General features: G+C 64.9%; 25 protein-coding genes and 1 riboswitch. Of the genes, 6 read left to right on the top strand and 19 right to left on the bottom strand.

The features are described 5' to 3' along the window. A complete protein-coding gene (locus CH274_RS09360) occupies positions 1-1,140 on the top strand; it encodes a metallophosphoesterase (RefSeq protein ID WP_094657192.1) in 1,140 nt (379 codons plus the stop codon). 60 nt (positions 1,141-1,200) lie between these two features. Here the strand turns inward: CH274_RS09360 and gcvP are convergent, their stop codons facing one another. The 12 genes from gcvP to idi all read right to left on the bottom strand — a co-directional run bounded on the left by gcvP (position 1,201) and on the right by idi (position 11,758). Next, positions 1,201-4,053 (bottom strand): aminomethyl-transferring glycine dehydrogenase, encoded by a 2,853-nt coding sequence (gene gcvP / locus CH274_RS09365; RefSeq protein ID WP_094657193.1) that lies wholly within the window; start codon positions 4,051-4,053, stop codon positions 1,201-1,203. A gap of 193 nt (positions 4,054-4,246) precedes the next feature. Continuing rightward, positions 4,247-4,344, bottom strand: a riboswitch (glycine riboswitch). A gap of 11 nt (positions 4,345-4,355) precedes the next feature. Then, a complete protein-coding gene (locus CH274_RS09370) occupies positions 4,356-4,913 on the bottom strand; it encodes a MerR family transcriptional regulator (protein ID WP_052050517.1) in 558 nt (185 codons plus the stop codon). A gap of 397 nt (positions 4,914-5,310) precedes the next feature. After that, the gene (locus tag CH274_RS09375; protein WP_045195099.1) at positions 5,311-5,784 is read right to left on the bottom strand and encodes a bifunctional nuclease family protein; all 474 of its coding nucleotides are present in this window, start codon (positions 5,782-5,784) and stop codon (positions 5,311-5,313) included. 89 nt (positions 5,785-5,873) lie between these two features. Further along, positions 5,874-6,611: a transcriptional regulator FtsR gene (gene ftsR, locus CH274_RS09380; protein WP_032398137.1), complete on the bottom strand. Its 738-nt coding sequence runs from the start codon at positions 6,609-6,611 to the stop codon at positions 5,874-5,876. Continuing rightward, a complete protein-coding gene (gene odhI / locus CH274_RS09385; RefSeq protein WP_032398138.1) occupies positions 6,608-7,105 on the bottom strand; it encodes an oxoglutarate dehydrogenase inhibitor Odhl in 498 nt (165 codons plus the stop codon). Before odhI ends, ftsR begins: the two co-directional genes overlap by 4 nt. A 213-nt stretch (positions 7,106-7,318) precedes the next feature. Continuing rightward, a complete protein-coding gene (gcvH, locus tag CH274_RS09390; RefSeq protein ID WP_032398139.1) occupies positions 7,319-7,723 on the bottom strand; it encodes a glycine cleavage system protein GcvH in 405 nt (134 codons plus the stop codon). A gap of 41 nt (positions 7,724-7,764) precedes the next feature. Next, positions 7,765-8,514, bottom strand: a complete 750-nt coding sequence (locus tag CH274_RS09395; RefSeq protein WP_094657194.1) for a DUF881 domain-containing protein — start codon at positions 8,512-8,514, stop codon at positions 7,765-7,767. 3 nt (positions 8,515-8,517) lie between these two features. Next, a complete protein-coding gene (locus CH274_RS09400; protein WP_094657195.1) occupies positions 8,518-8,946 on the bottom strand; it encodes a small basic family protein in 429 nt (142 codons plus the stop codon). Continuing rightward, entirely contained in the window at positions 8,943-9,758 is an 816-nt protein-coding gene (locus tag CH274_RS09405) for a DUF881 domain-containing protein (RefSeq protein WP_254923954.1), read from the bottom strand. The genes CH274_RS09400 and CH274_RS09405 overlap by 4 nt, the downstream gene beginning before the upstream one ends. Before the next feature lie 65 nt (positions 9,759-9,823). Beyond that, positions 9,824-10,426, bottom strand: coding sequence for a CDP-alcohol phosphatidyltransferase family protein (locus CH274_RS09410; RefSeq protein WP_094629433.1), 603 nt, complete (start codon positions 10,424-10,426; stop codon positions 9,824-9,826). Positions 10,427-10,486: 60 nt separating this feature from the next. Beyond that, positions 10,487-11,122 carry an NUDIX hydrolase gene (locus tag CH274_RS09415; protein WP_094638040.1) on the bottom strand — a complete coding sequence of 212 codons (636 nt, stop codon included), beginning with the start codon at positions 11,120-11,122 and terminating at the stop codon, positions 10,487-10,489. 27 nt (positions 11,123-11,149) lie between these two features. Beyond that, the gene (gene idi, locus CH274_RS09420) at positions 11,150-11,758 is read right to left on the bottom strand and encodes an isopentenyl-diphosphate Delta-isomerase (RefSeq protein WP_094657196.1); all 609 of its coding nucleotides are present in this window, start codon (positions 11,756-11,758) and stop codon (positions 11,150-11,152) included. Positions 11,759-11,802: 44 nt separating this feature from the next. On the opposite strand from idi, the gene CH274_RS29130 reads away from it, so the two are divergent. The 3 genes from CH274_RS29130 to CH274_RS09430 all read left to right on the top strand — a co-directional run bounded on the left by CH274_RS29130 (position 11,803) and on the right by CH274_RS09430 (position 13,584). Then, complete coding sequence (locus CH274_RS29130; RefSeq protein ID WP_179275676.1) at positions 11,803-11,961, top strand: hypothetical protein; 159 nt, start codon at positions 11,803-11,805, stop codon at positions 11,959-11,961. 103 nt (positions 11,962-12,064) lie between these two features. Then, the gene (locus CH274_RS09425; RefSeq protein WP_094657197.1) at positions 12,065-12,325 is read left to right on the top strand and encodes a BatC protein; all 261 of its coding nucleotides are present in this window, start codon (positions 12,065-12,067) and stop codon (positions 12,323-12,325) included. Beyond that, on the top strand, positions 12,322-13,584 hold the full coding sequence (locus CH274_RS09430; RefSeq protein ID WP_094657198.1) for a cupin domain-containing protein: 1,263 nt from the start codon (positions 12,322-12,324) through the stop codon (positions 13,582-13,584). The genes CH274_RS09425 and CH274_RS09430 overlap by 4 nt, the downstream gene beginning before the upstream one ends. A 6-nt stretch (positions 13,585-13,590) precedes the next feature. Here CH274_RS09430 and CH274_RS09435 read toward each other — a convergent pair whose 3' ends face one another. Both CH274_RS09435 and CH274_RS09440 read right to left on the bottom strand, forming a co-directional pair. Continuing rightward, a complete protein-coding gene (locus CH274_RS09435; protein ID WP_032398146.1) occupies positions 13,591-14,352 on the bottom strand; it encodes an SDR family NAD(P)-dependent oxidoreductase in 762 nt (253 codons plus the stop codon). Positions 14,353-14,379: 27 nt separating this feature from the next. Continuing rightward, entirely contained in the window at positions 14,380-16,176 is a 1,797-nt protein-coding gene (locus CH274_RS09440; RefSeq protein WP_094657199.1) for an acyl-CoA dehydrogenase, read from the bottom strand. A gap of 341 nt (positions 16,177-16,517) precedes the next feature. Here CH274_RS09440 and car point away from each other — a divergent pair, with 341 nt between their 5' ends. Beyond that, a complete protein-coding gene (gene car, locus CH274_RS09445; RefSeq protein ID WP_094657299.1) occupies positions 16,518-20,045 on the top strand; it encodes a carboxylic acid reductase in 3,528 nt (1,175 codons plus the stop codon). A 42-nt stretch (positions 20,046-20,087) separates the two neighbouring features. Here car and CH274_RS09450 read toward each other — a convergent pair whose 3' ends face one another. From CH274_RS09450 to CH274_RS09465, 4 genes are read right to left on the bottom strand one after another with little or no spacing between them, the layout of a single operon-like run. Then, positions 20,088-21,668, bottom strand: coding sequence for a regulator (locus CH274_RS09450; RefSeq protein WP_094647869.1), 1,581 nt, complete (start codon positions 21,666-21,668; stop codon positions 20,088-20,090). 8 nt (positions 21,669-21,676) lie between these two features. Continuing rightward, entirely contained in the window at positions 21,677-22,390 is a 714-nt protein-coding gene (locus CH274_RS09455) for a cysteine hydrolase family protein (protein WP_045195078.1), read from the bottom strand. Further along, on the bottom strand, positions 22,387-24,222 hold the full coding sequence (atzF, locus tag CH274_RS09460) for an allophanate hydrolase (RefSeq protein WP_094657200.1): 1,836 nt from the start codon (positions 24,220-24,222) through the stop codon (positions 22,387-22,389). Before atzF ends, CH274_RS09455 begins: the two co-directional genes overlap by 4 nt. Positions 24,223-24,279: 57 nt before the next feature. Then, positions 24,280-24,954, bottom strand: a complete 675-nt coding sequence (locus CH274_RS09465) for a GntR family transcriptional regulator (protein WP_045195076.1) — start codon at positions 24,952-24,954, stop codon at positions 24,280-24,282. A gap of 102 nt (positions 24,955-25,056) precedes the next feature. Between CH274_RS09465 and CH274_RS09470 the strand changes: the two genes are divergently transcribed. Beyond that, entirely contained in the window at positions 25,057-25,353 is a 297-nt protein-coding gene (locus CH274_RS09470; RefSeq protein WP_032398151.1) for a DUF503 domain-containing protein, read from the top strand. A gap of 17 nt (positions 25,354-25,370) precedes the next feature. Here CH274_RS09470 and CH274_RS09475 read toward each other — a convergent pair whose 3' ends face one another. After that, positions 25,371-25,934 carry a dihydrofolate reductase family protein gene (locus tag CH274_RS09475; RefSeq protein ID WP_032398152.1) on the bottom strand — a complete coding sequence of 188 codons (564 nt, stop codon included), beginning with the start codon at positions 25,932-25,934 and terminating at the stop codon, positions 25,371-25,373. Positions 25,935-26,005: the final 71 nt, after the last annotated feature.

Genomic DNA, 26,005 nt, shown 5'->3' on the forward strand with positions numbered 1-26,005 from the left:
ATGTCTCGCGTAATTTTCGTCGGTGTCTTCTTGCTCCTCGTCACCCTGTTCCTACACTGGCGATTCCTTTCCGTCACCGGAATGCCGACACGTCCCAAGAGGGCTGTCGATGCTGTGCTGGCGCTGTTGTGGCTGTGTGCGGTGATCGGCTTCGGCAGCGGCGTCGCATTCGATCCGTCCTGGGCACGGGGCCCCGCGTTCGTCGGGCTCACGTGGCTCGCCGTGGTGCTGTACCTGTTCCTGGGAACCGTACTGGTGGCCGTGATCTGCACCGTCGTGAGAGTGGTTTTCGCGGCGCGGCATCGCGATTCGTCCACGGCTCGACTGCGTGTGTCGAGGATCGGCTCAGCGGCGGTGTCACTCGTCAGCGTGGTCGCAGTGGGGTACGGACTCGTCGAGGCGGCAACTCCGCGGGTGACGAACACCGCCGTTGCGCTCGACAGGCTACCGGCCGAATTCGACGGCGTCCGAGTGGCATTGGTATCGGACCTGCACGCGGGCCCCTCCCGCGGTGCGGGGTTCGTACGGAAGGTCGTCGATTCGATCAACGCTCGAAATCCTGATGTCGTGCTGCTCGACGGCGATCTCATCGACGGCACGGTTGCTCTGGTGGGAGAAGACCTGGAGCCGCTCCGCGACCTCGACGCCCCGCTCGGTGTGTTCGCCGTCAGCGGCAACCACGAGTTCTATGCGGGTGACGGCGGCGAATGGCTCGACTTCTGGTCCACGCTCGGCATCGACGTTCTACGCAACGAGCGCACGACGATCACTCGTGGTGACGCCGCGATCGATATCGCCGGCATCAACGACGCCACCGCACCGGCACCGTACGAACCCGATCTCGCCGCGGCATTGGACGGGATCGACCCGGATCGATTCGTATTGTTGATGGCGCATCAGCCGTTGCAGGCGGTGGAGGCGTCCGACTTCGGAGTCGACATGCAGGTGTCCGGGCACACGCATGGGGGTCAGATCTGGCCGATTCGGTACCTGGTGCCGCTCCAGCAGCCGAGTGTCGAAGGGCTGGACACGATCGGCAACACCACGCTGTACACCACCAGGGGTGCGGGCGCGTGGGGTCCACCGGTTCGCGTCGCCGCTCCGCCCGAGATCGCGATGCTCGAACTCACCCGGGGCTGAAGCCTCCGACACGGGTAGAACAGAGCCCGCCACGTCGACGTGGCGGGCTCTGTTCCAGGCTCAGGCGAACGCCTCGATCGGTGGGCACGAGCACACCAGGTTGCGATCACCGTGTGCACCGTCGATGCGTCGCACCGCGGGCCATACCTTCGGACGGTCGTAGCCCGCGGGGTAAGCAGCGAGTTCCCGTGAATACGGGTGATCCCATTCGACGGCCAGGCTCCGAGCGGTGTGCGGTGCGCCTCGAAGTGGGTTGTCCTCGACGGTCCATTCGCCCGATCCGACGCGATCGATCTCTCCCCTGATGGCGATCATCGCGTCGCAGAACGCGTCGATCTCCTCGAGGTTCTCGCTCTCGGTCGGCTCGACCATCAGTGTTCCGGGCACCGGGAAGCTCATCGTGGGCGCGTGGAAACCGTAGTCCGCCAATCTTTTCGCAACGTCGTCGACAGTGACTCCGGTGTCCTTGGTCAACCCTCGCAGATCGAGAATGCACTCGTGGGCGACCATGCCGTTGTCGCCGGTGTACAGAACCGGGAAGTACTCGTCGAGGCGGCGGGCGATGTAGTTGGCCGACGCGATGGCAGTCAACGTCGCCTGCCGAAGTCCCGTCGCACCCATCATCGCGATGTAGGCCCAGGTGATCGTCAGGATCGAGGCACTGCCGTACGGGGCACCGGACACAGTCGGTCCCGAACCGAGCTGTGGGGCCAGTGGATGCCCCGGCAGGTACGGCTGCAGATGCGACCGCACACCGATCGGTCCCACACCGGGCCCGCCGCCTCCGTGTGGGATGCAGAATGTCTTGTGCAGGTTCAGGTGGCTGACGTCGCCGCCGAATCGGCCGGGGCGCGCCAGACCGACGAGGGCGTTGAGGTTGGCACCGTCGACGTACACCTGACCGCCTGCGTCGTGGACCGCTGCACAGATCTCGGAGATCTCGTGCTCGTACACGCCGTGGGTCGAGGGATAGGTGATCATGATCGCGGCGAGGGTGTCGGCGTGCTCGGCGATCTTGGCGCGCAGGTCGTCGACGTCGACGTCACCGTTGGGACGGCAGGCCACGACGACGACGCGCATACCCACCATCACCGCCGAGGCTGCGTTGGTGCCGTGGGCACTCGACGGGATCAGGCAGACGGTGCGTTCGGCGTCGCCGTTGCCGAGGTGGTAGCGACGTATGGCGAGCAGTCCCGCGTATTCGCCTTGGCTGCCGGCATTCGGCTGCAGGCTGACCGCGTCGTAGCCGGTGATGTCCACCAGCCACCGTTCCAGGTCGGCGATCACCCTCAGGAGACCGGGCACGTCCGAGGACGGAGCGAAGGGGTGCTGACGGGCGAACTGCGGCCAGGTGATGGACTCCATCTCCGCGGTTGCGTTCAGCTTCATCGTGCACGAACCGAGTGGAATCATGCTGCGATCGAGAGCGATGTCCTTGTCGGACAACGCGCGCAGGTAGCGCAGCATGGCCGTCTCGGTCCGGTACCGGGTGAATGCCGGGTGCGTGAGGTATTCCGAGGTGCGCGTCATGTTCGCCGGCAACGACTCGGCTCCGGCACCGGCGGTTTCTGCACCGAACGCTGCGAGTGCGTTCGCGATGTGCTCGGGTGTCGTCGCCTCGTCGCACGCTACGGCGACGTGGTCGGCGTCGACCAACCGCAGATTGATGCCGCGTTGCTTGGCATCGTCGACGACGGCCTCGGCCCTGCCCGGGATCGACGCGAGGACGGTGTCGAAGAATTCCGAGTGCACCACGTCGATGCCTGCCTCTCGCAGACCTGCGGCCACGTTTCGAGCATGCACATTCACCCGAGTCGCTATGGCCCGCAATCCGTCTGCGCCGTGGTAGCTGGCGTACATCGCGGCGACGATGGCCAGCAGGACCTGAGCGGTACAGATGTTGGAGGTCGCCTTCTCGCGGCGGATGTGCTGCTCGCGGGTCTGCAGCGCCAGACGGTAGGCGCGGTGGCCGTCCGCGTCGAGCGAGACCCCGACCAGTCGGCCGGGTAGCTGACGGGAATGACCTGACCGCACTGCGAGGTAGCCGGCGTGCGGTCCGCCGTATCCCATCGGGACACCGAACCGCTGGGTGGTTCCGAAGCAGACGTCCGCGCCGATCTCACCGGGCGGAGTCACCACGGTGGCGGCCAGCAGGTCCACTCCCACGGCAACCAACGCGCCACGTTCGTGCGCGGCCTCGATCGTCGCCGTGTGATCGACCAGACGGCCCGATGCTCCCGGCAGCTGCGCCAGCACACCAAAAAATTCCCCGTCGGGCAGGCCGTCGGCCAGATCGGCGTAGACCAGTTCGATCCCCAACGGCTCGGCGCGAGTGGCCAATACGGCCTCGGTCTGCGGAAAGATGTCGGAATCGACCAGTAGCCGAGGGGACTTGGAAGCTCTGTTCGCGCGCCGCATCAAGGTCATGGATTCGGCGGCGGCCGTCGACTCGTCGAGCATCGACGCATTCGCCACGTCCATGCCGGTGAGGTCGGCGACCATGGTCTGGAAGTTCAGCAGTGCTTCCAGCCGCCCCTGGCTGATTTCGGGCTGATACGGCGTGTACGCGGTGTACCAGGCCGGATTCTCCAGAATTCCCCGGGTCAGCACCGGCGGGGTCAACGTGTCGTAGTACCCGAGGCCGATCATCGACGTCGCCACGGTGTTCTGCCCGGCGAGCTCGGCCAGTTCGGCGAGTACCTCGTGCTCGCTCAGGGCAGGCGGCAGTGTTGCCATGCCCTCGGGAACGCCGTCGACCACGGTGTCGAGGATGGACGACGGAACGGCCTTGCGGGCCAGCTCGTCGAGACTGTCGACGCCGATCGTGTCGAGGATGCGGACCAACTCGGTGGCGTCGGGGCCGATGTGGCGGTCGACAAAAGTGTGTGCGGACGAGGCGGTTCGGTCGGTCACGATGTGCTCCCAGGTGCCGGAAAGACGAGGCGTCGGACGACCGAGGCATGCGCTCCGGCCGCTCCTCCCCCTCTGTCGTGTGCCCGCTGACGCGCGCGCCTGAGAGATTCGGTCGGACACGGCGCGCCAGACAAGCGCGCCGGCACCTTTCCCCTTGGGCGGGTGGGTGCTCCCACCACTTTCCAGAGTTGTCGAAGCCCACACGGTCCGTGTGCCTGAGAGATTGACGGGGAGGTGTTGCTCCTTCGGCGTCCGAGACTGGGTGCCTCGGAACTCTCCCGCGCGGGCGCGACGAGGAAAGTCTAGCCGGTCTTGCGGCTCGCGCGATTCTTGCGGCGCGACGCCAGCTCGTCCTCGGGGCTCGACTGGCTTTCACCGCCGTCGGCTCGTTCGGCCGGGAAGTCGGCGATGGTGCCGGTGAGCTCGCGCATCGCGCCGTTCACGGCGATACCGAACACGCCCTGCCCGCCTTGGAGGAGGTCGACCACTTCTTCTGCCGACGTGCACTCGTACACGGTGGTGCCGTCCGAGAACAGCGTGATGTTGGCGAGGTCGCCCACACCGCGCTGGCGAAGGTGGTCGACGGCGACGCGGATGTTCTGCAGCGAGATCCCGGTATCGAGCAGGCGCTTGACGATCTTGAGGACGAGCATGTCCTTGAACGAGTACAGCCGCTGGCTTCCCGACCCCGCTGCGCCGCGGATGGATGGCACGACCAGCCCGGTGCGGGCCCAGTAATCGAGCTGGCGGTACGTGATGCCGGCGATCTGGCAGGCACTCGGCACGCGGTAGCCCACGAGTTCGTCGGGCACGGAGTCGTCGGGGAACAATCCCGGTTGAATGTCCTGGGGCGCTTCGATTCGGGCGTTCGACGCCTGGTCGGAGGTGTCGACCCGAGCATCGGCACCGACGGGCGTGTCCTCGGTCCGGCCTGCGGCTGCGGACTCTCGACTGCCGTGATGCTGCTGCGGCTGATCTCCCACTGACTGCTCCCTCTCGGATGTCTCACTGCGTTCGGATCGAGTCAGTACTGCGATCCGTCCGAGACACTGGAGATGTCTCGGTGTACTCGCGTGAAGTCATACCGTGTACCAGGCCAGAGTACGCCTCGGCAGCTGTCGAAGAGGCGTGAACTGCACCGGATCGGACCAGCAGCGGCGATGAACTTCACTGGCACGAACGTTATGGGGACGATCGTGCAGATTCAACGCAACGCGCCGTAAACCTGAACCTAAAGTTGAGGTTGAGACTCTTCTGTTACCCGTCGGTGGCTTTGAAGTCGTCGGGAGACACGGATTCGAGGAACTCCTTGAACTTCTCGACCTCGTCCTCGCGCTCGTCGGGCATGATCAACCCGGCTTCGGCCAACACGGGCTCCTCGGCGAAGATCGGCACCCCGGCCCGAAGTGCGATGGCAACCGAATCCGACGGCCGAGCGGAGACTCTGATGTCCTTGTCGAACACGAGATCGGCGTAGAAGGTGCCCTCCTGCAGATCGACGATGCGCACCTCCTTGAGCTGGTGCCCCAGTGCCGAGATCAAGTCCTTGACGAGATCGTGGGTGAGGGGCCGAGCAGGTTGGACGCCCTGCTGCTCCAAAGCGATTGCAGCAGCCTCTGTTTGACCGATCCAGATCGGGAGGTACCGGTCGCCGTCGGCCTCACGCAACAGCAACACGGGCTGGTTCTGCGGTTGTTCGACACGAATACCGACCACACGCATCTCACTCATCGTGTCTGCCTCTCAACTCGAGAAATCCGGACTGCGCTGAAGACCGGCTCAGCCCAGTCTATTGGAATTCGAAACGACACGAGAGCGCGTCACCGGTCGAGCGCACCGCGCACCGCCGCTTTGACGAGACAGGTGTGCAAGGTCAAGGACAGTGCGGCCAACTCACGGATCATTTCCTCCGCGCGATCGCGCGCACCGGCGTCTCGGCCCTTGGCAACGGGTCCGGCGATCTGCGCAACCAACCCGGCTTCGCGGTCCGCCGCGAGCTTGAACGCTCGAAGGTGGCGCACTTCGAGACCGAACTGCAACATCGCGTGTGCGGTTCGGGCGAGCGTCACCGCTCCGTCGTCGTAGAAACCGGCCTGCCCGGGAGTGATCAAACCGGCTCGCAGCAGCTCGGTCAGAAACGCATCGTCGATCCCCGCCTGAGCGAGGAGGTCTGCCTTGGCGATACGAACCTCTCGATCGGGCAGGAACTCCTCGGGCGACACCTCACCGGCAGCGACCGTGAGCGACCGCGGGCGCTTGACCGTCGCGTCGGCCCGTTCCACGGTGGCGACCCCGTGGTCGATGGCTTCGAGCTGTTCCTTGATGACCTTGAGCGGCAGGTACTGATCGCGCTGCGCGGTCAGTACGAAGCGCAGACGCTCGCAGTCCGCGATGGAGAACCGTCGGTACCCCGAGGGTGTGCGCTCCGGCGAAATCAGACCCTCGGCTTCGAGGAATCTGATCTTCGAGATGGTGACATCAGGAAAGTCGGGCCGAAGTCGATCGAGGACGGAGCCAATCGACATCCCCCCGTTGGACTGCTGCCCGACGGCGGTCACTGGCTTCCTGCACCCGCAGACGTGTCGCCGACCTGAGATCCGTTGCCACCGCGCGGTCCGGTGAGGAACACCAGCCGGAACTTGCCGATCTGGACCTCGTCACCGTTTGCCAGCACGGCCGAGTCGACCGGCTCCCGGTTGACGTACGTGCCGTTGAGGCTGCCGACGTCCACGACCTGGAAGTCGTCCTCGTCCTGCCGGAACTCGGCGTGCCGACGGCTGACGGTGACATCGTCGAGGAAGATGTCACTGTCGGGGTGCCGACCGGCCGAAGTGGTCGGCTGGTCGAGCAAGAACCGTGACCCGGCGTTGGGTCCCCGCTTGACGACGAGCAGCGCGGCACCGACAGGCAACCCCTCGACACCCGATACCGGAGCTTCGGTGCTCTGGGTGGCCGCGGAGTTGTCCAGCTCCTGCAGGAAATCTGCGCGGAAGACCGAGGTGGTCTCTGCCGGTGACTCCCCGTAGTTGCTGTCGTTGTCGTTCTGGCTCACCGTTACTCCTTCTCAGTCCGTTCACCCGAGGCAGCGATCGCCGCGGGTAACGCAGTACATGGTCTTCACATCGGGTGTTGCTTGGCGTTCGGTGGTGCGTAGCGTCGTACAGCTTGCTGGACCTTCGCCCCGACAGGGTATTCGCTCGGTGTCGACCGTACCCTGCGCGGCGGGGGCCGTGTGGCCTGTTGGCCGGTGTCGACAGCCGGCCGATCACTCGGCCGTGATGAGAGCATATCCGGCGGCATCGAGCATCTGCGCCAGTGCCGCGTCCAACTCCTCCGGTGTCGAAACCTCGAGGTCGATCAGCCAGCCTCCGGTGTAGGGGCCCGAATTCACCTTCTCCGGCTCGCCGTCCAGATCCTGGTTCACGGCAACCACTTTCGCGGTCAGAGGGCTGAACACGTCGGAGACACTCTTGGTGGATTCGACCTCGCCGAGAGACTCGCCCGCGGTGACGGCGTCGCCGATGGAGGGAAGCTGAACGAACACCACGTCGCCCAACTGCGACTGCGCGAAATCGGTGATACCGATCCGCACCGTTGCAGGCCCCGTGCGCTGCACCCACTCGTGCTCGGGGGTGTAGTACAGATCAGCTGGTGTGTCGATGTCGCTCAACGCGGCATTCCCTTCGATCGTGGCCCGGGGCAACCAGGCGGTCAGTTTCCGGGCTGAGCGTATTGACGCGGGCGCGGGTCCCGCAAGGCGGACACCGTGACCTGGTCCGACTGCGCGATGTTCGTCGTTGCACCGTTGCGAGTCACCGTGTCCACGACCCCGCCGGGAATGTTCAGTGCCGATGCGAGAGTCGGCGGGTCTCCGATGGCAGTGAAGGTGTACGGGGCACGCAGTTCTCGCCCGTCGACCACCACCCGACCCGCAGAACCGGCGATCCACGAGTCGACACCGATGCGCACGGCATTGCCGCCGCCCTCGAGCTGGAGTGCTTCGGCACCGGCCGCGCGCAACTCCTGCATCGCGTCGAGCAGCACGTCCGATCCGACGCCCGAATTGGGGTCCTCGATCACCAGTGTCACCCCCGGCCCCTGGGCCGCGACGGTGCCGACTTGAATCGACAACGCGGACAGTCGCTCCTGCGCTTCCGCCACTGCTGCCTCCGATCCCGAACCGGACTGACGCAGTGTCGCCAAGGTGGCCTGCAGGGTGCCGATCTCGTCCCGGATGGACGCCTCGCGTCGGGTCAGGGTGTCCAGGACGACCAGAAGGTCCTCGGGCCGGGAGTTCTCCAGGCCATCGGTCGTGCTCGTCTCTCGTACCTGCGTTGCGAGGCCGATTCCCAGGACGCACAGCAGCGCGAGCGCCAGAAAGCCGAATACCGCTCCGCGCCTTCGCCCTTCTGCCTCGGGACGCCGCGCACGCCATCCGTGTCGACCGCCGCCTGCCGTCATGGTCTAGGCACCGAACAGACGTCGGCGTAGGGCGGCAGCATTGCCGAAGATACGAATTCCGAGGACGACGACGATTGCCGTGGACAGCTGAGTTCCCACTCCGAGCTGGTCACCGAGCCACACGATCAAGGCCGCGACCAGGACGTTGAACACGAACGAAATCACGAACACCTTGGCGTCGAAGATTCCGTCGAGGAAAGCCCGTACACCACCGAACACTGCGTCGATGGCCGCGACGACGGCGATCGGCAGATACGGCGCAACCACAGCGGGAACCTGAGGACCCGCGACCGTCCCGATGACGACGCCGACCACCAGTGCGGCGATCGCTGCGAGGGCATAGATACCGTGGGTCGGAGTGATCGGCGCATCCGACGGCCCCTGCGCCTCGGACTCGGCCGGTACGGCATTCGGTGGATCGTGCTCCGTCATCGTGGGCCTGCCTCCTCTGCCTCGAACGACTCTCTCACAGCAGCGGGACCGAGTTCGAGATCGGTGGCCGGGCGCACCGTGAATCCGACGCCGTACAACTGCGCCACCGTACTCATCCGCAGATAGGCGTCGCTGACGACGAACTGGACCTGAATACGCTGCGGCGGCCCGATCGCGTCGATCTCGTACGGTGAGTCGATCGGGCGATTGTCCAGCAGCATCGCCCCACCCGCCTGCCGGATGGTGACGTTCGGTCCGACTCGAACACCGTCCACCGATACCGCCTCCGCCCCGCTCGCCCACAACGAATTGACGATCGCAGCGATGTCCCGATCGAGCACGGCTGCGCCCGAACCCCGGCGAACCGACCGATCCGACGTGTCGTCCTCGACAACCGGTTCGGTGACGACGACCGAGAGCCCAGGTCCGGACACCCGATCGATGCCAGCAGCGGACTCGACAGCACTCAACCGTTCCAGCAGCGCACTGCCCGAGACATCGGACCGAAGGGCTCTCTCACGCTCCGAGGACACTTCTTCGGCCAGGGCCTGCTGCGTCACTTCCAAATCGGCGCTGCGATCCTGCGCGGCTCGAACAGCAGCCGACGCATCGGCACCCGCACGGTCGACATCGGCTGCACCGGACGCCAGTTGCGAGAACGCGATGCCGAAGATCACCCCGACGACGACGGCACCCCCCAACAACCAGAACGCCGCAGGAACCCGCGGCTTGCGGGTGTGCTGCGCAGTACGTTCGGCGGCCGCGGCGTCGTATCCCGGGTCCAGATGGTCGGTCAGCAACGACGTCAACAACGACGGGACCGGATTCCTCCTGACCTGTGAACTCGACCGCCCTGGTCGTTCCGCGGGCTCCACCGTCAGGTGCCGGCAACAGTCGGATCGATTGCCCTGGCGACGGCGATCGCTTTGCCGAGATACAGCAGACCGGTCCAGGTGTACAGCGCCGTGCCCCAGATCAGCAACGCGTATCCGAGCGGTCCCGCGGCGTCCGCCACCGAATTGCTGCCGGCCGATACCAGCAGGACCGGCAGCGCGATCATCACCACGAACGTGGCGGCCTTACCGAGATAGATGACGTCCGGAGGCGGAAGAGACCTGCGGCGGTAGACGAACATCGTCAATCCGAGCACGGCGTCGCGCCCGATGAGTATGGCCGCAACCCACCAGGGAATGATGCCGCGCAGAACGAACGCCACCAGAGTGCTGACGACGTAGAGCCGGTCGACCAGCGGATCGAGAATGGCACCGAGCTTCGATGCCTGGCCGAGCATGCGAGCCAATTTGCCGTCGAGCCAATCGGTTCCACCGCTGACGAGCAGTATCACCAACGCCCACCCATCGGCCTCGGGGCCCAGCATCAGGTAGAGGAACAGCGGAACGCCCAACAGACGGATTGCGCTGAGCAGGTTGGGAATGGTCGCGATGCGATCCGATACCTCGAGCTCACGGTCGTTCGTCATCGGCGATCACCTCCTTGTCGTCCTGCTCGCCGCGGTGTGCGCACCGGGCCTGCGGCCACGTTAGCGCCACGCGAACACCGGCTGCTCGAAGTCCGCGACTCGGGTGTGTCGACCGTGCAGCGCCACCTCACGAAACTGGTGGACGATCGCACCGGTCGGAGCGTGGATGGCCCCGGTTCGGTACGGCCAGCGAATGACCGGACGCGTCGATTCCGGAATCGACACGAACTGGGCGTCGACGTCGAGTTCGTCGACCGTCACCTCGAACACTTCGGCCACCTCGTCCTCACTGGGCAACAACGTGGACGAGTAATCGCCGACCCACACCACGAACGGAGTGATGACATACCCGGATCGAGTGACGTAGTCGTCCAACCTTCCGAGAACGTCGGTCTCCTCGGCTCGAATCCCCAACTCCTCGGCCAGTTCCCGCAAACAGGCCTGCATCGTGGATTCGCCCGGGTCCACCCCGCCGCCGGGCAACGCGTACTGGCCCGGATGCGCGCGCAACCGATCCGGCCGCCTCGTCAAGAGCATGCGCCTGTCCCCCGGCGGTCCACCGACCGCAACGGCGACGGCAGCGGCGCGCAGTCCGCCGGATTCGGCGGTGCGATGAGAGAAACGGCCGAGTTCGCGCGCGATGGACGCCCGATCGAGCAGGTCCTCGTTCGGCCTACCCGAATCGTCGTCAGTCACAGTACGAACCCTAGAGGCCCGACGAGATCAGCGGGTATCGGCGGGCCGGGCGGCGGGTGGTAGCAGGTCGTCCGGCGACGCAGGCCAGCCGAGTGGCTCGTCGGCCAGAGCGGCCAACTGCTCCACCTGCGTTCGGCACCAAGGTGATACATCGATCGTGCCGCCGAGCACCCCTGTGGAGAACTCACGCCACGACACCCACCGAGTCTCGTCCACCTCGGCCGGATCCGGATCGAGTGTCGCGTGCTCGTCGACTTGCACTCGGTACACCGGACATATCTCGTTCTCGACTATTCCGTTGTCCATGACGGCCCGGTACCGGAAGTGCGGCAGTACCAACTCGGCGGATTCCGCACGAAGGCCGAGTTCTTCACCGATCCGGCGCAGTACGGCATCGTCGAGCTTCTCTCCCGGAGCCGGGTGGCCACAACACGTGTTGGTCAGCACCCCGGGCCACGTTGTCTTGCTCGACGCCCTACGCGTGAGAAGAACAGCGCCGTCCGCTCTGACCACGTAGCTGGAAAATGCCAGGTGAAGTGGCGTGTCCAGCGTGTGAACGGTGGTCTTGTCGTGTGTGCCGACGGCACGGCCTTCGTCGTCGAGCAGCACCACGTGCTGCGCTCGGGATCGATCCATCGTTCCATGGTCCCACGGCCTTGGCGGCGGTCTACTGTCGAACCATGGGACGCGACGACAACACCGACAACGAGAACCCGACCGAGTCCGAGAAGACCTCGGACACGCCGAAGGGCGGCCGACCAGGGCCCGTCGACGGCGGCGGCGGAGGCGGGATGGCGACGCGGGAGAACGCGCCCGAGATCGCCGACGACTCTGCCTGAGATTCACGGCGCGACCGCTGTTTGAGAAGCAGAGTTTGCGTCAATACCCCCGGTGTTCTCGCGCTGCGCGGGTACACGAACCGTTACGACCGGAAGGACTTCGATGAGCATCAACGACGACGACATCACCACCACCACGGGCGGAGCCGCAGGCGAAGGACCCGCAGACGGCGGATCGAACCCCGGTGGTCATGACGGCGGAGCAGACGGCCCCGCCGGAGCCGGTGAAGGGCCGGCCGACGGTGGATCCAATCCTGGCGGACACGACGGCGGAGCAGACGGCCCCGCCGGTGCGGGCGAGGGCCCGGCCGACGGCGGATCCAACCCCAATGGGCACGACGGCGGTGCGGACGGCACCGCTTGAGCACTGAGCCGAGCGGCGAGCGCGGATCGGGAAACCGGTCCGCGCTCGGTCGTCTCACCGGTACCGACTTCGGGGAGTTCGCAGACCGGTTCTGGGGAGTCGCACCCAAACTCACCCGATCCGCCGCACTGCCGGGGTCGTTCGACGATCTGATGACACTCGACGCAGTGGACGAGCTGATAGCCGAACGCGGTGTGCGTACCCCGTTCGTGCGGATGGCCAAGGACGGCCGTCTGCTGGACAAAGCGCAGTTCACGGCCTCCGGCGGGTTCGGAGCAGAGGTGACCGATCAGGTGGATTCGGGTGCGGTGCTGGCTGCGTTCGCTGCCGGGAACACACTGGTTCTGCAGGGCCTCCACCGGCTGTGGCCACCGCTGATTCATTTCGTCGGCGATCTCGTTCGCGAGCTGGGTCATCCGGTGCAGGTGAACTCGTACGTCACACCGGCTGCGTCCCAGGGCTTCTCACCGCACTACGACGTGCACGATGTGTTCGTCGTCCAGATCGCGGGGACCAAGCGGTGGAGCATTCACTCGCCGGTGCACGTGCATCCGCTCAACAATCAACCGTGGTCGGATCGACGGTCGGCCGTCGAAGACCATGCATCGAACACTCCCGAACTGGACGTCGTCCTCGAGCCCGGCGACGTGCTCTATCTGCCGCGCGGGTGGATCCATTCTGCGCAAGCGCTCGGCGACACCTCCGTGCACTTGACCATCGGCGTCGCGTCGTACAACGACTACGACCTCGCCCACCACGTGCTGAAGGCGCTCGGCGACGTCGAGAGTCTGCGTGCTCCCCTCCCTGCCGGCCTCGACCACTCCGACCCGGAGTCCATCGTCCCGCATGTACACCGAGTTGTGGACGCCATGCGCGCCGCGCTCGACGAGATCGACCGAGACCCCGACGCGGTACGTCGTCTCGCCGAACGCGTCGCAGATCGTCACGACGACCTCGTCAGACCGGAACCGGTCCGTCCACTGGCGAGCGTCGCAGCGATGGGTGCGCTGCGGGGCGACAACTCGATTCGATTGCGGCCCGGCATCTTCGCGCGGATCTCGCACACGAACGACGGCGTATCGATGGTGCTCAGGAACAAAACGATCACGCTGCCGTCTCAGTGCGCCGACGCGATCGAGAGCCTGATGAAGGGCGCTCCGTGCCGCCTCGATTCGATGCCGGGCCTCGACACCGAGGACGCATGCGTGGTTGCGCGCAGACTGATCCGCGAAGGGATCGCGGTGACGGCAACGTCGTAGCGGCGGTCAGGTGATCGTGATCCCGCCGTCGACCGCGATGGTCTGACCCGTCACGTATCCCCCGGCGTCCGAGGCGAGCCAGATCGCGGTTGCGGCCAGCTCCTCTGGATCACCCTTGCGTCCGAGGATCATTCGCGGAGCCATCGAGTCGAGGTATCCAGGCCGGTACGAGTCCGTCATCTCGCTCTGGAAGAATCCTGGCGCAATCGCGTTGACCCTGATGCCTTTACGTGCGCCCCACTGCTGTGCGAGATCGCGGGTGAGGCCGACGATGGCCGCTTTGCTGGCGCTGTAGGCCGCCTGCGGTAGGCCCGCCGTCGTCAGCCCCAGAATGCTCGAGATGTTCACGATCGAACTGCCGGGTGCCATCACCCGTCCACAGGCCTGAGCTGCCCAGTACGAACCGTTCAGGTTGATGTCGATCACCGAGCGGAACTGCTCGGGCGTCTCACGAGTTGCCGGATAGGCCGTGCCGACTCCGGCGTTGTTGATCAGCACGTCCACCTTCCCGAACTCCGCCATCGCGGACTCGACCATCGCGGTGCACTGATCCGGGTCGACCACGTCGGTGGCGACCGTGATCGAGCGCCCTCCGACGCTGTCGATCAACTCGGCGGTCTGCGCCAACTTGTCCACTCTCCGTGCGGCGAGCACCACATCCGCTCCCGCCTCGGCGGCTGCTTTGGCGAAGGCCACGCCCAGTCCGGAGGATGCACCGGTGACGATGACGACGCGACCGTCCAGGCGGAATTTGTCCAAGATCGACATATGTGTGAATCTCCTTGTGACTGTTGATCAGAACCAAGCGGGCGACATATCGAGGGTGGTGCGGTCCAGCTTCGCCAACAGGTCGAGTTGGACGTCCACCTTCGGCAATTCGTAGACGTAGAAGTATTTAGCTGCGGAACGCTTTCCGTCGTAGAAGTCTCCGGTCTTCGTGCCGACGGCCAGCAACTGCTCGAGCCACATCCAGGCGATGACCGTGTGCCCCATCGCCTCCAGGTACGCCGTGGAATTCGCCAGTGCCACAGCGGCATCGCCGGTGCCCCACACCGCAGCGGTGACCTCGACGATTCTGCCGACGCGTGCGTGTAGTTCGTCCGCGTAACGAGCAGCGTCACCGCCTCCCGAGTGCGCACGATCGACTGTCTGCCCGATGTGTTCGGCCAGCAGAGCCAATCCAGCGCCGCCCTGCATGATCACCTTCCGTCCGAGCAGATCCAGACCTTGAATACCGTGTGTGCCTTCGTGAATCGGGTTGAGTCGATTGTCGCGGTAGTGCTGTTCGACGTCGTAGTCGCGGGTGTATCCGTAGCCGCCGTGCACCTGAATGGCCAGACTGTTGGCTTCGAGGCACCACTGCGACGGCCAGCTCTTGGCGATCGGCGTCAGTACGTCGAGCAGCAACGTCGATCGTGCTGCTTCGGCGTCGTCGGACGCAGAGTCCTGATGATCGACCAGGCGCGAACAGTAGAGTCCGAGCGCCAGCGCCCCTTCGACGTAGGACTTCTGCGCCAACAACATTCGCCGAACGTCGGCGTGTTCGATCAGCGCGACCGCAGGTGCAGCCGGATCCTTGGCGCCGAGTGGTCGGCCCTGCGTACGGGTCTTCGCATACTCCACCGACTTCAGGTAGCCGACGTAGCCGAGGGCTATCGCAAGGAATCCGACGCCGATCCGCGCTTCGTTCATCATGTGGAACATGTACGACAATCCGCGGTTCTCCTCGGCGACGAGGAAGCCGACCGCTCCGGGTTGCCCACCGGGAGAGTGGGTTCCGTCGCCGAACGCCAGCAGCGTGTTCGTGGTGCCGCGGTTGCCCATCTTGTGATTGAGTCCGGTGAGCACGATGTCGTTGCGCTCGCCCGTACCCCCGTTGCCATCGGGAAGGAATTTGGGAACGATGAACAGGGAGATTCCCTTGACCCCCGGCGGTCCGCCCGGCGTCTTGGCGAGCACCAGGTGAACGATGTTCTCGGTCAGTTCGTGATCTCCACCCGAAATCCACATCTTGGTGCCGGTGATTCGGAAGCTACCGTCGTCCTGCGGTACTGCTTTGGTCGTGATGTCGGCCAGTGACGAGCCGGCCTGCGGTTCCGACAAACACATGGTGCCGAACCAGCGCCCGTCCAGCATCGGACGGACGTAATCTCGCACCTGATCCGGCGTGCCGTACGTCGCGATCAGGTTGGCGTTGGCCATGGTGAGAAACGGGTACGAGGAGGTCCCGGCGTTGGCGGCCTGGAAGAACGCCATCGCTGCCCGGGAGACAGTCGCTGGCAGTTGCATGCCGCCGATCGACTCGTCGAACTGCCCGGCGATCAAACCCGCCGACGCATAGACATCGAGCGCTGCCTTCACTTCCGGTATCAGCTCCACCGAACCGTCCGCGTTCATCGTCGGCTCCTGCGCGTCCGCCTTCTTGTTGTGCGGCGCGAAGTGCTTGCGGGCGATATCCGCGCTGAGATCGAGGACCGCGTCGAAGGTCTCCTTCGAGTGCTCTGCGAACCGAGGTCGAGCAGTCAGTGCCGCCACGTCCAACCATTCGTACAGCAGAAAATCCAGGTCGCGTCGCGAGAGGACGTCCGACATTCACTTCTCCGATCGAGAGGGGGCACCGCCACCGCATGGGTCGTTCCGAAGGTTCCACTCCTGCGTGAGCGCTGTGACGCACGTGACTACTTTCCTCACCATACAAGTCGCGTTGCGACGGCCACGCCGAGCGTCGCGACAAACGGTCCTGGCTGCGGGCGGTCGACCGGGGCAATGTCGAAAGCCGCAGCCGGGCAGACATTTACGGCGAATCGGACTATGAGCAGCATCACGATTCAAAAAAGCCACATCGGCATATGCTTACCTTTGATAACGATATTTGATCGAGCAATCGACAGCGCCCGGCTGTTCCGGTGCGCATCGTCGGAGGGGAGTCGAGCATGACGCACACACTGGCCGTCGACAGCGAACGTGAGCGAGAGATCAGAGGGCGCGATCGCTTCACCGAGCTCCACCGGATCGATGACGAGTTCCGAGCCGCCGAACCGGACAGCGCAGTGGCCGACGCCGCCCAGGAGTTGTCGCCCAACCTGGCCCGCGTGGTTGCCGAGATCATGACGCGCTACTCCGATCGGCCGGCACTCGGCCGCCGGGCCCGGGAGATCGCACGAGTCGACGACACGACCACTCTCCGCCTGCTCCCGCGCTTCGAAACCGTCACCTACGGCCGAGCCTGGAACGACGCAGGTGCACTGGCATCGGCATTGACGCACGACGCATTCGGTATCGCTTCGGGAGACTTCTTCGCAACCCTGGGATTCGCGAGTGCCGACTACGTCGTCGCGGAATTGGCCACGATTCGGCTCGGCGCAATCGCCGTTCCGCTGCAGGCCGGTGCCACCGCGGGCCAACTCTCGGCCATCGCCGCGGAAGTCGAGCCCGTCGTCCTGGCAGCCGATGTCGACAATCTGTCCGTCGCGGTCCAGGTTGCCACGCATTGTCGATCCATCCGACGAATCGTCGTCCTCGATTACGACGGTGCGATCGACGCGCACACACAGATCATGGAGACCGCGCGCAGCGATGCCGAACAGGCGGGAGTCTTCGTTCGTCCGCTCACCGAGTTGGTTCGCGACGGGGCGCAACTACCGTCGGTTCCCCTACCCGATGCCGAGGATCCCGACCGACTCGCGACACTGATCTACACCTCCGGCAGCACCGGAACCCCCAAGGGAGCGATGCACACCGAGCGAATCGTGTGCGGAGCCTGGACCGGCGCCTGGCACCACACCGGAGCATCCTCCGAGTCCACGGACGGGCCTGCCTTCCCGGTCATCACTCTCGACTATCTTCCGATGAGTCACCTGGCCGGCCGTGGCCTCGTCTTCTCGACTCTTGCAGCAGGCGGCACCGTCCACTTCGCCGGGGCGAGCGACCTGTCCACCCTTTTCGAGGATTTCGCGCTCGCTCGGCCCACGATGGCACTGTTGATCCCGCGGGTCTGCGAGATGATTCGGCACAACGTTCTCGCCGAGATCGACCGGGAAACCGAACGCACTGCCGGTGGCGACGCCGACAGGACGCGACGAGAAGTGCTGGAGCGCACCAGGATCGAACAGTTCGGCGGTCGCGTCCTCGCAGCGATGGTCGGTACCGCGCCGATTGCCGACGAAGTGAAGGACTTCGTCTCCGAGCTGCTCGATATTCGGGTGCGCGACAACTACGGCTCCACAGAAGCCGGAATGGTGTTGCACGACGGCGTCGTCCAGCGGCCGCCGGTGATCGAATACAAGCTCGACGACGTACCCGAACTCGGCTACTTCTCCACCGACACACCGCATCCGCGCGGTGAGCTCCTGCTCAAGACGACCTCCATCATTCCCGGTTACTACAAGCGCCCGGACGTCACGGCCGACGTCTTCGACTCCGAGGGCTTCTATCGCACCGGGGACGTCGTCGCCGAGATCGAGCCGGACCGACTCGCCTACGTCGACCGACGCAAGAACGTTCTGAAACTGGCTCAGGGCGAGTTCGTCGCGCTGGCGCGCCTGGAAGCCCTGTTCGGCACCAGCGAGCTGGTGAATCAGATATTCGTGTACGGCAACAGCCAGCGGGCATACCTTCTGGCAGTTGTCGTACCGGCCGACCCGGACACGACTGCGGGTTCGGTCATCGAATCGTTGCAGCAGATCGCACGCACGGAAGCGCTGAATTCGTACGAGATTCCACGTGAAGTAGTCATCGAACACGACCCGTTCACGCAGGAGAACGGACTCTTGTCCGGGGCAGGTAAGCAACTGCGACCCAAACTCGTCGAGCGCTACGGAAAAGAACTCGAACGTCGCTACGCGGAACTCGAGACCGGTCAGAACGATCGCCTACGCGAACTCAGGCGTACCGGTGCCGATGCACCCGTTCTGACCACCGTCGGCGACGCGGCCCAGGCCCTGCTGGGATGCGCCGGGTCCGATATCCGACCCGACGCGCACTTCAGCGACTTGGGCGGAGATTCGTTGTCGGCGTTGACGTTCTCCACGCTTCTCCGTGAGATCTACGATGTCGATGTTCCGGTCGGAGTGATCACCGGGCCTGCCATGGACCTGGCAGCGCTGGCCGAGTACATCTCCTCGGCCCGCGACAACGATTCCGACACAGCGACGTTCGCCTCGGTGCACGGCCGCGGTGCCGCTGTGGCACGAGCCTCCGACCTGCGTCTGTCGGCTTTTCTCGACGATGCCCTTCTCGACGCCGCACACCGAATTGCCGGCCCGCGAGAACGGACCGGCACGGTCTTGCTCACCGGCGCCAACGGATACCTCGGTCGTTTCCTTTGCCTGGAATGGTTGGGGCGCATGGCCGAGACCGGCGGAAAGGTGATCTGCCTGGTGCGCGGGCGCTCCGATTCCGACGCGCGAGCTCGACTCGATGCGGCGTTCGACAGTGGAGACGCACGACTGTCGGAGCGCTATCGAACCTTGGCCGACGCCGCACTCGAGGTCGTGGCGGGCGATCTCGGGACACCTCACTTCGGCCTGGACCGCGACGTGTTCGAGGCACTGGCCGAACGGGTGGATCGCATCGTCCACCCGGCCGCGCTCGTCAACCATGCCCTGCCGTACGAGCACCTCTTCGGACCCAACGTCGTCGGCACGGCCGAGATCATCCGGCTGGCGCTGACCGACCATGTCAAGCCCGTGACCTATCTGTCGACGGTGGCCGTCGCAGCGGGCGTCGAGGAATTCCGAGAGAACGGCGACATACGCGTCGACAGCCCATCGCGGGCGGTGGACGATTCGTACGCCAACGGCTACGGCAACTCCAAGTGGGCCGGTGAAGTGCTGTTGCGCAATGCGTTCGACGAATTCGGACTGCCCGTCTCGGTCTTCCGCTCGGACATGATTCTGGCGCACAGCACATGGACGGGCCAGCTCAACGTGCCGGACGTGTTCACGCGTCTGATCCTGTCGGTCGTTGCAACCGGTCTGGCTCCACACACGTTCTACGCCACCGACACCGGCGCGCCCACCGACGAGAAGGGGCGCCCGCTGGCCCACTACGACGGGCTGCCGGCCGATTTCAGTGCGTCGGCCATCACGTCGATCGCAGGTGGTGATACCTCGGGCTACCGAACCTTCGACATCCTCAACCCACACGACGACGACATCTCACTCGATACGTTCGTCGACTGGATCCGGGATGCAGGTCGCGACATCGAGATCGTCGAGAACTACGACGAATGGTTCGAGCGTTTCAACGCTGCAGTCGAGGCTCTGCCGGAGAAGCAGCGTTCGCACTCGCTGCTCCCGTTGATCGACTCGTACGCACGTCCGCAACACCCGTCGTCCGGAGCGATTCTGCCTGCCGACGAGTTCGCCTCCGCCGTCGGGGACATTCCGCATCTCGGACGCGAACTGATCGAGAAATATCTCTCCGATCTGGTGGCGCTCGAGCTCGTGAGCACACGCTAGAGCAGTTCCCGGTGCGGGCCGTACGGCCCGCACCGGGAAGCACTACTCGCCGACCGGTTGCGGCTCGCCCGTCGGCTTCGAAGCCGGAGTCAGCCGCGAGTACGCCAGACACACCAGTCCGAAGAACAGATAGCCCAGGGCGACTTGGGGATTGGCTGCCCACCCCACCTCGTGTGAATGAATCAGACCGACCCACGACAGTGCCGCGGCCACCCCACCTGCTGCGGCGGCAGCGAGAAACCGTTTGTCGAGAACGAACGTGACGATGGTGCCCAGCATCAGTCCGGCGAGTACCGCGCCGGATCCGAACGTCTTCAGCCCGTCGTACACGACACCCGCCTGACCCAGTGCCTCGCTCCCCACTTCCGTCGCCGATGTACCTGCGGCGCTGAGCGCGTTGTCGATCAGGCCCACCGCCCACTCCGCGAGGTTGGGTAGCAGTGCCACCACCACCGCGATGGCGTGCAGCTTCGGCACCGACTGAAATGCCTGGGCACCGATCAGCAGGCCGATGTACAGCAGAATCGGGACGATCGCGGGTATCGGAAGCAGCGTGGCCAGTAGACCGAAGAGCCCGAGAAAACACATCAGGCCGATCGCGATGCCCGACGCGAGCGAGTAGCCGGTCCGTCCGCCTGCGTCTTTCCAGCCCGGATGGCCGATGTAGACAGCGGGCGGGAACGGCGATCCGAAGGCAGATCCGACGACCGCTCCGAATCCGTCTGCGAGCAGCACACTGCGGAGGTTGTAGTTGTCTCCCGCAGCGGACGCGCTCTCGACGTTGCTCATCGCCTCGGTGAAGTTGTAGACACCCAGAGGAATTGCGGTCGCGAGCAGCGGAGCCAGGTTACCGAGACCGTCGAGAAGCAGATCGAGGCGCAGATCGGGAAGCCCGAGTGCGATATTGCCGGCAGCCTCGGTCACGTCCGGCACCGACATGTATCCGCCGATCCAGCCGATAGCCGTGCCTACCAGAAGCGCGGCGAGACCGACCGGAATGTTGCCGGGCAGTTTCACGTCCGTGAAGAAGCCGATGAGAATGATTGCGAGAACGGGCAACCCGATCCAGGCGGCCTCCCACATCTGCGCGGCCGGGCGCATCGCGATGAACGTGATCGAGATGCCGGCGAGTGTGCCGAGCATCGCCGCGCGGGGGGTGATCCTGCGAATGTAGGGTCCGACGAACGCTCCGATCATGACGATGATGCCGATCATGAAGGCCCAGGCGAGCCCCGCCGCCCAGGCCTGCACCGCGTCACCCGTCGCCAGGTAGACCGGGAGCATGACCACGAACACGACGATGAACATGTGCGGAACGCTCGGACCGTACGGAAGCGCCGTCACATCGGTTCGGTTCTCGCGCTTGGCGAGCCGACGAGCGAGAACCATGTAGTAGAGGTTCCCCAGGATCAGGGCGATCCCGAGGGCAGGCAGCAGGGTCCCGAGGACGTCGGTTCCTGGAATTCCGACCACCGCGATGCTCAGGGTGGTCAGGGTGAGCACGTTGACGAGAATGTTGAAGCCGAGTCCGAAGAATGCGTTGGTGTCGCCCTTCGTCCACCACGGGAGGGTGAACGAGGACGAAGAGCCTGCAGCGGGTGAGTCTTTCACGTCCATGGTCATGTTCGGTCCTATCGACTTGCCGAGGTGGGGACGAGTGCAACCAACGCGGCCTCGACGTCCTCCGACGGCGCGGTCCAACCGAAAATGCCGCCTTGAGCCGAGATCATCTCGAGGCCCACGCGCTGAAACTCCGGGAAGTACGAACCGACACAGTCCGTCACGACGAGGCATTCGTAACCTCGATCGTTGGCCTCGCGAACCGTGGTGTGCACGCACACCTCGGTCGTCACACCGGTGACGAGCAGGGTGGTGATTCCGGCGCTCGTGAGGATCTCGGAGAGCTCGGTGGCGTAGAACGCCCCTTTGCCGGGCTTGTCGATGACGGTCTCACCTTCGAGTGGCGCCAGTTCGTCGACTATGTCGTGACCGTACTCACCGCGAACGAGGATGCGACCGAACGCTCCCGGATCGCCGATGCGCTGCGATGGTGTGCCGCGGCGTAATTTCGCCGGCGGGCAGTCCGAAAGGTCCGGTAGGTGCCCCTCCCTGGTGTGGATCACGGGTATCCCCGCTTCCCTGGCCACTGCGATGAGACCTGCGAGTGGTTCGATCACGGATCGGAGCAGGCCGACATCGTTGCCGAGGCTCTCCCCGAACCCTCCGGGGAGCAGAAAATCCCTCTGCATGTCGATCACGAGCAGTGCCGTCGTCGTGGGATCGATGGTGAACTCCGACGGAGACGCCGACGGTATCGACGTTTCCGGTGTCTGTGCTGAGGTCATGAGATCTCCTGTGCTGCAATGGAAGTATCGTGAGCAGAATTGATCGCCCGGGAATATGCCCGCCAGCCACCGAACTCGCTGATGTCGTCGACGGTGTGCCGATGCGCGCCGGTCTGGACAGTCGCGTCGCAGACGTAGCCGAGAACGTCGGAACCGTCGGCCAGCAGTACTCGTCCCAGAGCGAGCACCGCTGGCATTCTGCCCGCGAGTACCGCAAGAGAAGCGGCGGGCAGACGCCACCTCTCCACGTCGATTGCGCTGCCGCCGAGAGGAACTCGCAACAGTCCGGGTGTCGGGTCGGTGGTTCCGATCCGAAGCAGTGTGTACGTCGGCGCGGTGGACGTCGCCTCGACCAGGGCCCCACCGAGCTCGAGCAGCTGCGGGTTGGCGCGCTCCCCCGACAGGTGGTGCCCGGCAACGACGATGTCGATGGTCTCGAGGGTCGACCCTTCGGCTGCTGCGGGATGCGGTGGAACGGCACGCCGTTCTCCGAGCAACCGGGCCGCGACCGCGAGGATCGTATCGTCGGCCAGCGCAGGCCCGATCACCATGAGGCTGACCGGTCGACCGTCCTGGATGAGCCCGACGGGAACCGCTACGGCCGTCAGATCGAGAAGGTTTCCGAAGTGGGTGTAGTGACCGAGCTTCGTATTGCACGCGACGGGGTCTGCGAGTACCTCCGGCACGGTGAAGGTGGTGCCGATGGTCGGCACGATCATCACGTCCATCGACGTCCAGAGCCGAGAGACACGAGCGCGAAGGTCTTGCAATCTCTGCAGAGCACGGAAGGCATCGACAGCGGTGTAGTTCCGCCCTCCCAGAAAGATCTCGCGGACGACCGGGACGATGGAATCGGGCTTCTCGCTCAGGAATTCGTCGAATTCGACCAGTCGCTCGGCGACCCACGGTCCTTGATACAGCAGCGAGCCGGCGTCGAGGAAGGGTGTGAGATCGACTGTGGTGGTCCGTAACCCATGATCGGGAAGCGACAGGCGCGCCACCGAATGCGCATCGAACATGGCCGCGTCGCCGAAGAAGTCCAGCTGCTGCAGGTCCGGTAGCCCGACGGTGATGTCACGCCCGTCGTACTCTTCTCCGCGCGGACGTGACCAACCGTCCGCTGGATCCTCGGCGCACATGATGTCGAAGACGAGTTCGAGGTCCTCGACGGTGGACGCCATCAGGGTGATGCAGTCCAGCGACTTGCACGCGGGGACGAGGCCGACGGTGCTGATCAGGCCGCGCGACGGCTTGTAGCCGACGATCCCGTTGAGCGCGGCAGGCACACGACCCGATCCTGCAGTGTCGGTGGCCACACAGAACGGCACCTGCCCGAGGGCGACGGCCAGTGCCGATCCGGAACTGGAGCCACCGGAGATCATGTCGTTGCCGTAGACGCTCCGCGGAATCGCATGGGGCGTGCGAGTTCCGTTCAGCCCGGTCGCGAACTGGTCGAGGCTGGTCTTGCCGACGAAAATGGCGCCCGCGTCGACCAGTGCCTGCACTGCCGGGGCCGTCGAATCCGACGTGTAGGCGTAGTCGGGACAGGCGAGCGTGGTCGGGTATCCCGCCACATCGATGCTGTCCTTGACTCCGAAGGGAATTCCGTACAGGGGTAGCGACACTGCGTCGGGTCGCGCTTCGAGTGCAGCGGCGGCCGCGAGCAATTCCGAACGGCCGACAACGGTGATCCATGTTCCGTCGTCGCCGCGTGCAGCCACGGCGGTCGAGAACGCCTCCACCGTTGCAGTGGGAGTCGATGTGCCGTTTCTGTACGACGCGAGCATCTCGGTGACGGTCGGGCCGAGTGCCGGTCCCAGGTCTGAAGTCATACCGTCGATTGTCGACAGTTTTCTGTTAATGCAGGTTGTTGCCGTGTTTCGAGTCTGTTAGGAAATACTCTCGAGATGCAGGTAGGTCAGCTCGCCATGCTCCTTCAACGCAGCGAGCGCGACCGAGAGGTCGTTCGATTCGATGGCGTCGAGCAACCACTCGTGACGCCTGATCCCATCGATCGGATTGGCGACTCGGGCTTCTTCCCTGAGGTTGCGGGCCATCGGTAGCTGTAACTTCAACAGGATCGGCGCATAGGCCACATCGAGCTGGCGGCTTCCGGCCAACGCCACGATTGCCTCGTGGAAACGCCGGTGAGCGTCGTCCTTCTCGAGAGTGTCCCCCCGCGCATCGGCGTCGCGCATCTCGTCGAGCGCCGCTCTCACCGGCGCGAAAGCACTGTCGGGAGGCGACGCGAGTGGGAGCGCACGCTCGAGCGCATGTCGTTCGAGAACCTGACGCAGCTCGAAAAGTTCGAGAATGTCCTCCGCCGACCACACCGTCACTCGAAACCCGCGACGTGGGAGATGCTCGACCAGACCCTGCTGAGCCAACAGGCGCAACGCCTCACGCACGGGTGCTCGGCTGATCCCGAGTCGCGCGCACAGTGTTTCCTCGACCACGCGCGATCCGGGCTCGAGCGCACCGCTGAGCACCTCGGATCGGACCTGGCGAGTCGCCATTTCGACAAGGCTCGGCGGCAAGGAACCGTGTCCCGCCGGTGCAGCCATGACGCCAGTGTACGAACATGCGCGCCGAATGGCGTGCATCCACGGTATTGCCGGGCCGAGTCGGGGGCCGCTCGCCCACCCCGGCGTTAGACTGGCACGCCTATGTGGATTGGATGGATAGAATTCGACTTCCTTCTCGGAGATGTTCACTCACTCAAAGAGAAGCGCTCCGTGATCCGGCCGGTGATCTCCGAAATGCAACGCAAGTTCGCGGTATCGGCGGCGGAAACCGATCATCGCGAGTTGCACAGGCGAGCAGGTATAGGCGCGTCCGTCGTAGCAGGCGATCGCGACCACGTCACCGATGTTCTCGACCGAATCGAGCGCGTCGCGGCCTCGCGGCCCGAGCTGCAACTCGTCTCCGTTCGGCGGCGCACCATCCGAAGCGACGACATCTGAACACTCGCCCCGCCGGGTCATCGACGTACGTCGAACACCTGCTTCTGAATTCCGTTGCCGTAGACCTCGTGTTCGATCAGTTCGAGATGCGTGGTGTCCTTGTCGGCCGCGCTGAACAGTCGCTTTCCCGCACCGAGCAGGAGTGGAAAGACGAGCAGGTGGTACCGATCGACCAGCCCGGCGTCGGCGAGACTTCGGCCGAGGGTGGCGCTGCCGTGTATCGAGATCGGCCCACCCTCGGAGTTCCTGAGCTCGGCAACGTCGTCGATACTGCGCAGAACGGTTGCAGGCCATCGTGAGTCGTCCTGCTCGAGCGTCGTCGACACCACATACCTCGGCATGGCGTTGTACCCCGCGAAATCGTCCATGGTGGGCCAGATCGGCGCAAATGCTTCGTAGGAGGTGCGGCCCAACAGCAGCGCAGTGGCTTCTTCCTGCTCACGTCCTTTGATCTCGTACGCTGCCGGATCGAAGTCGATGCCCTGAAACGTCCACCCGGAGTTGCGATAGCCCACCTCGCCGCCCGGCCCCTCCATCACGCCGTCGAGCGACACGAACGCGGTCACGATCACAGTGCGCATGGACGGTCCTTACCGGTGCTGGGGTGGGTGCCGGAATCGTAAACCATCCTCGCGCCGAATCCGTCGATACC

This window comes from Rhodococcus sp. 06-418-5 (assembly GCF_002258285.1).
In the GTDB taxonomy this organism is placed as follows: Bacteria; Actinomycetota; Actinomycetes; order Mycobacteriales; family Mycobacteriaceae; genus Rhodococcoides.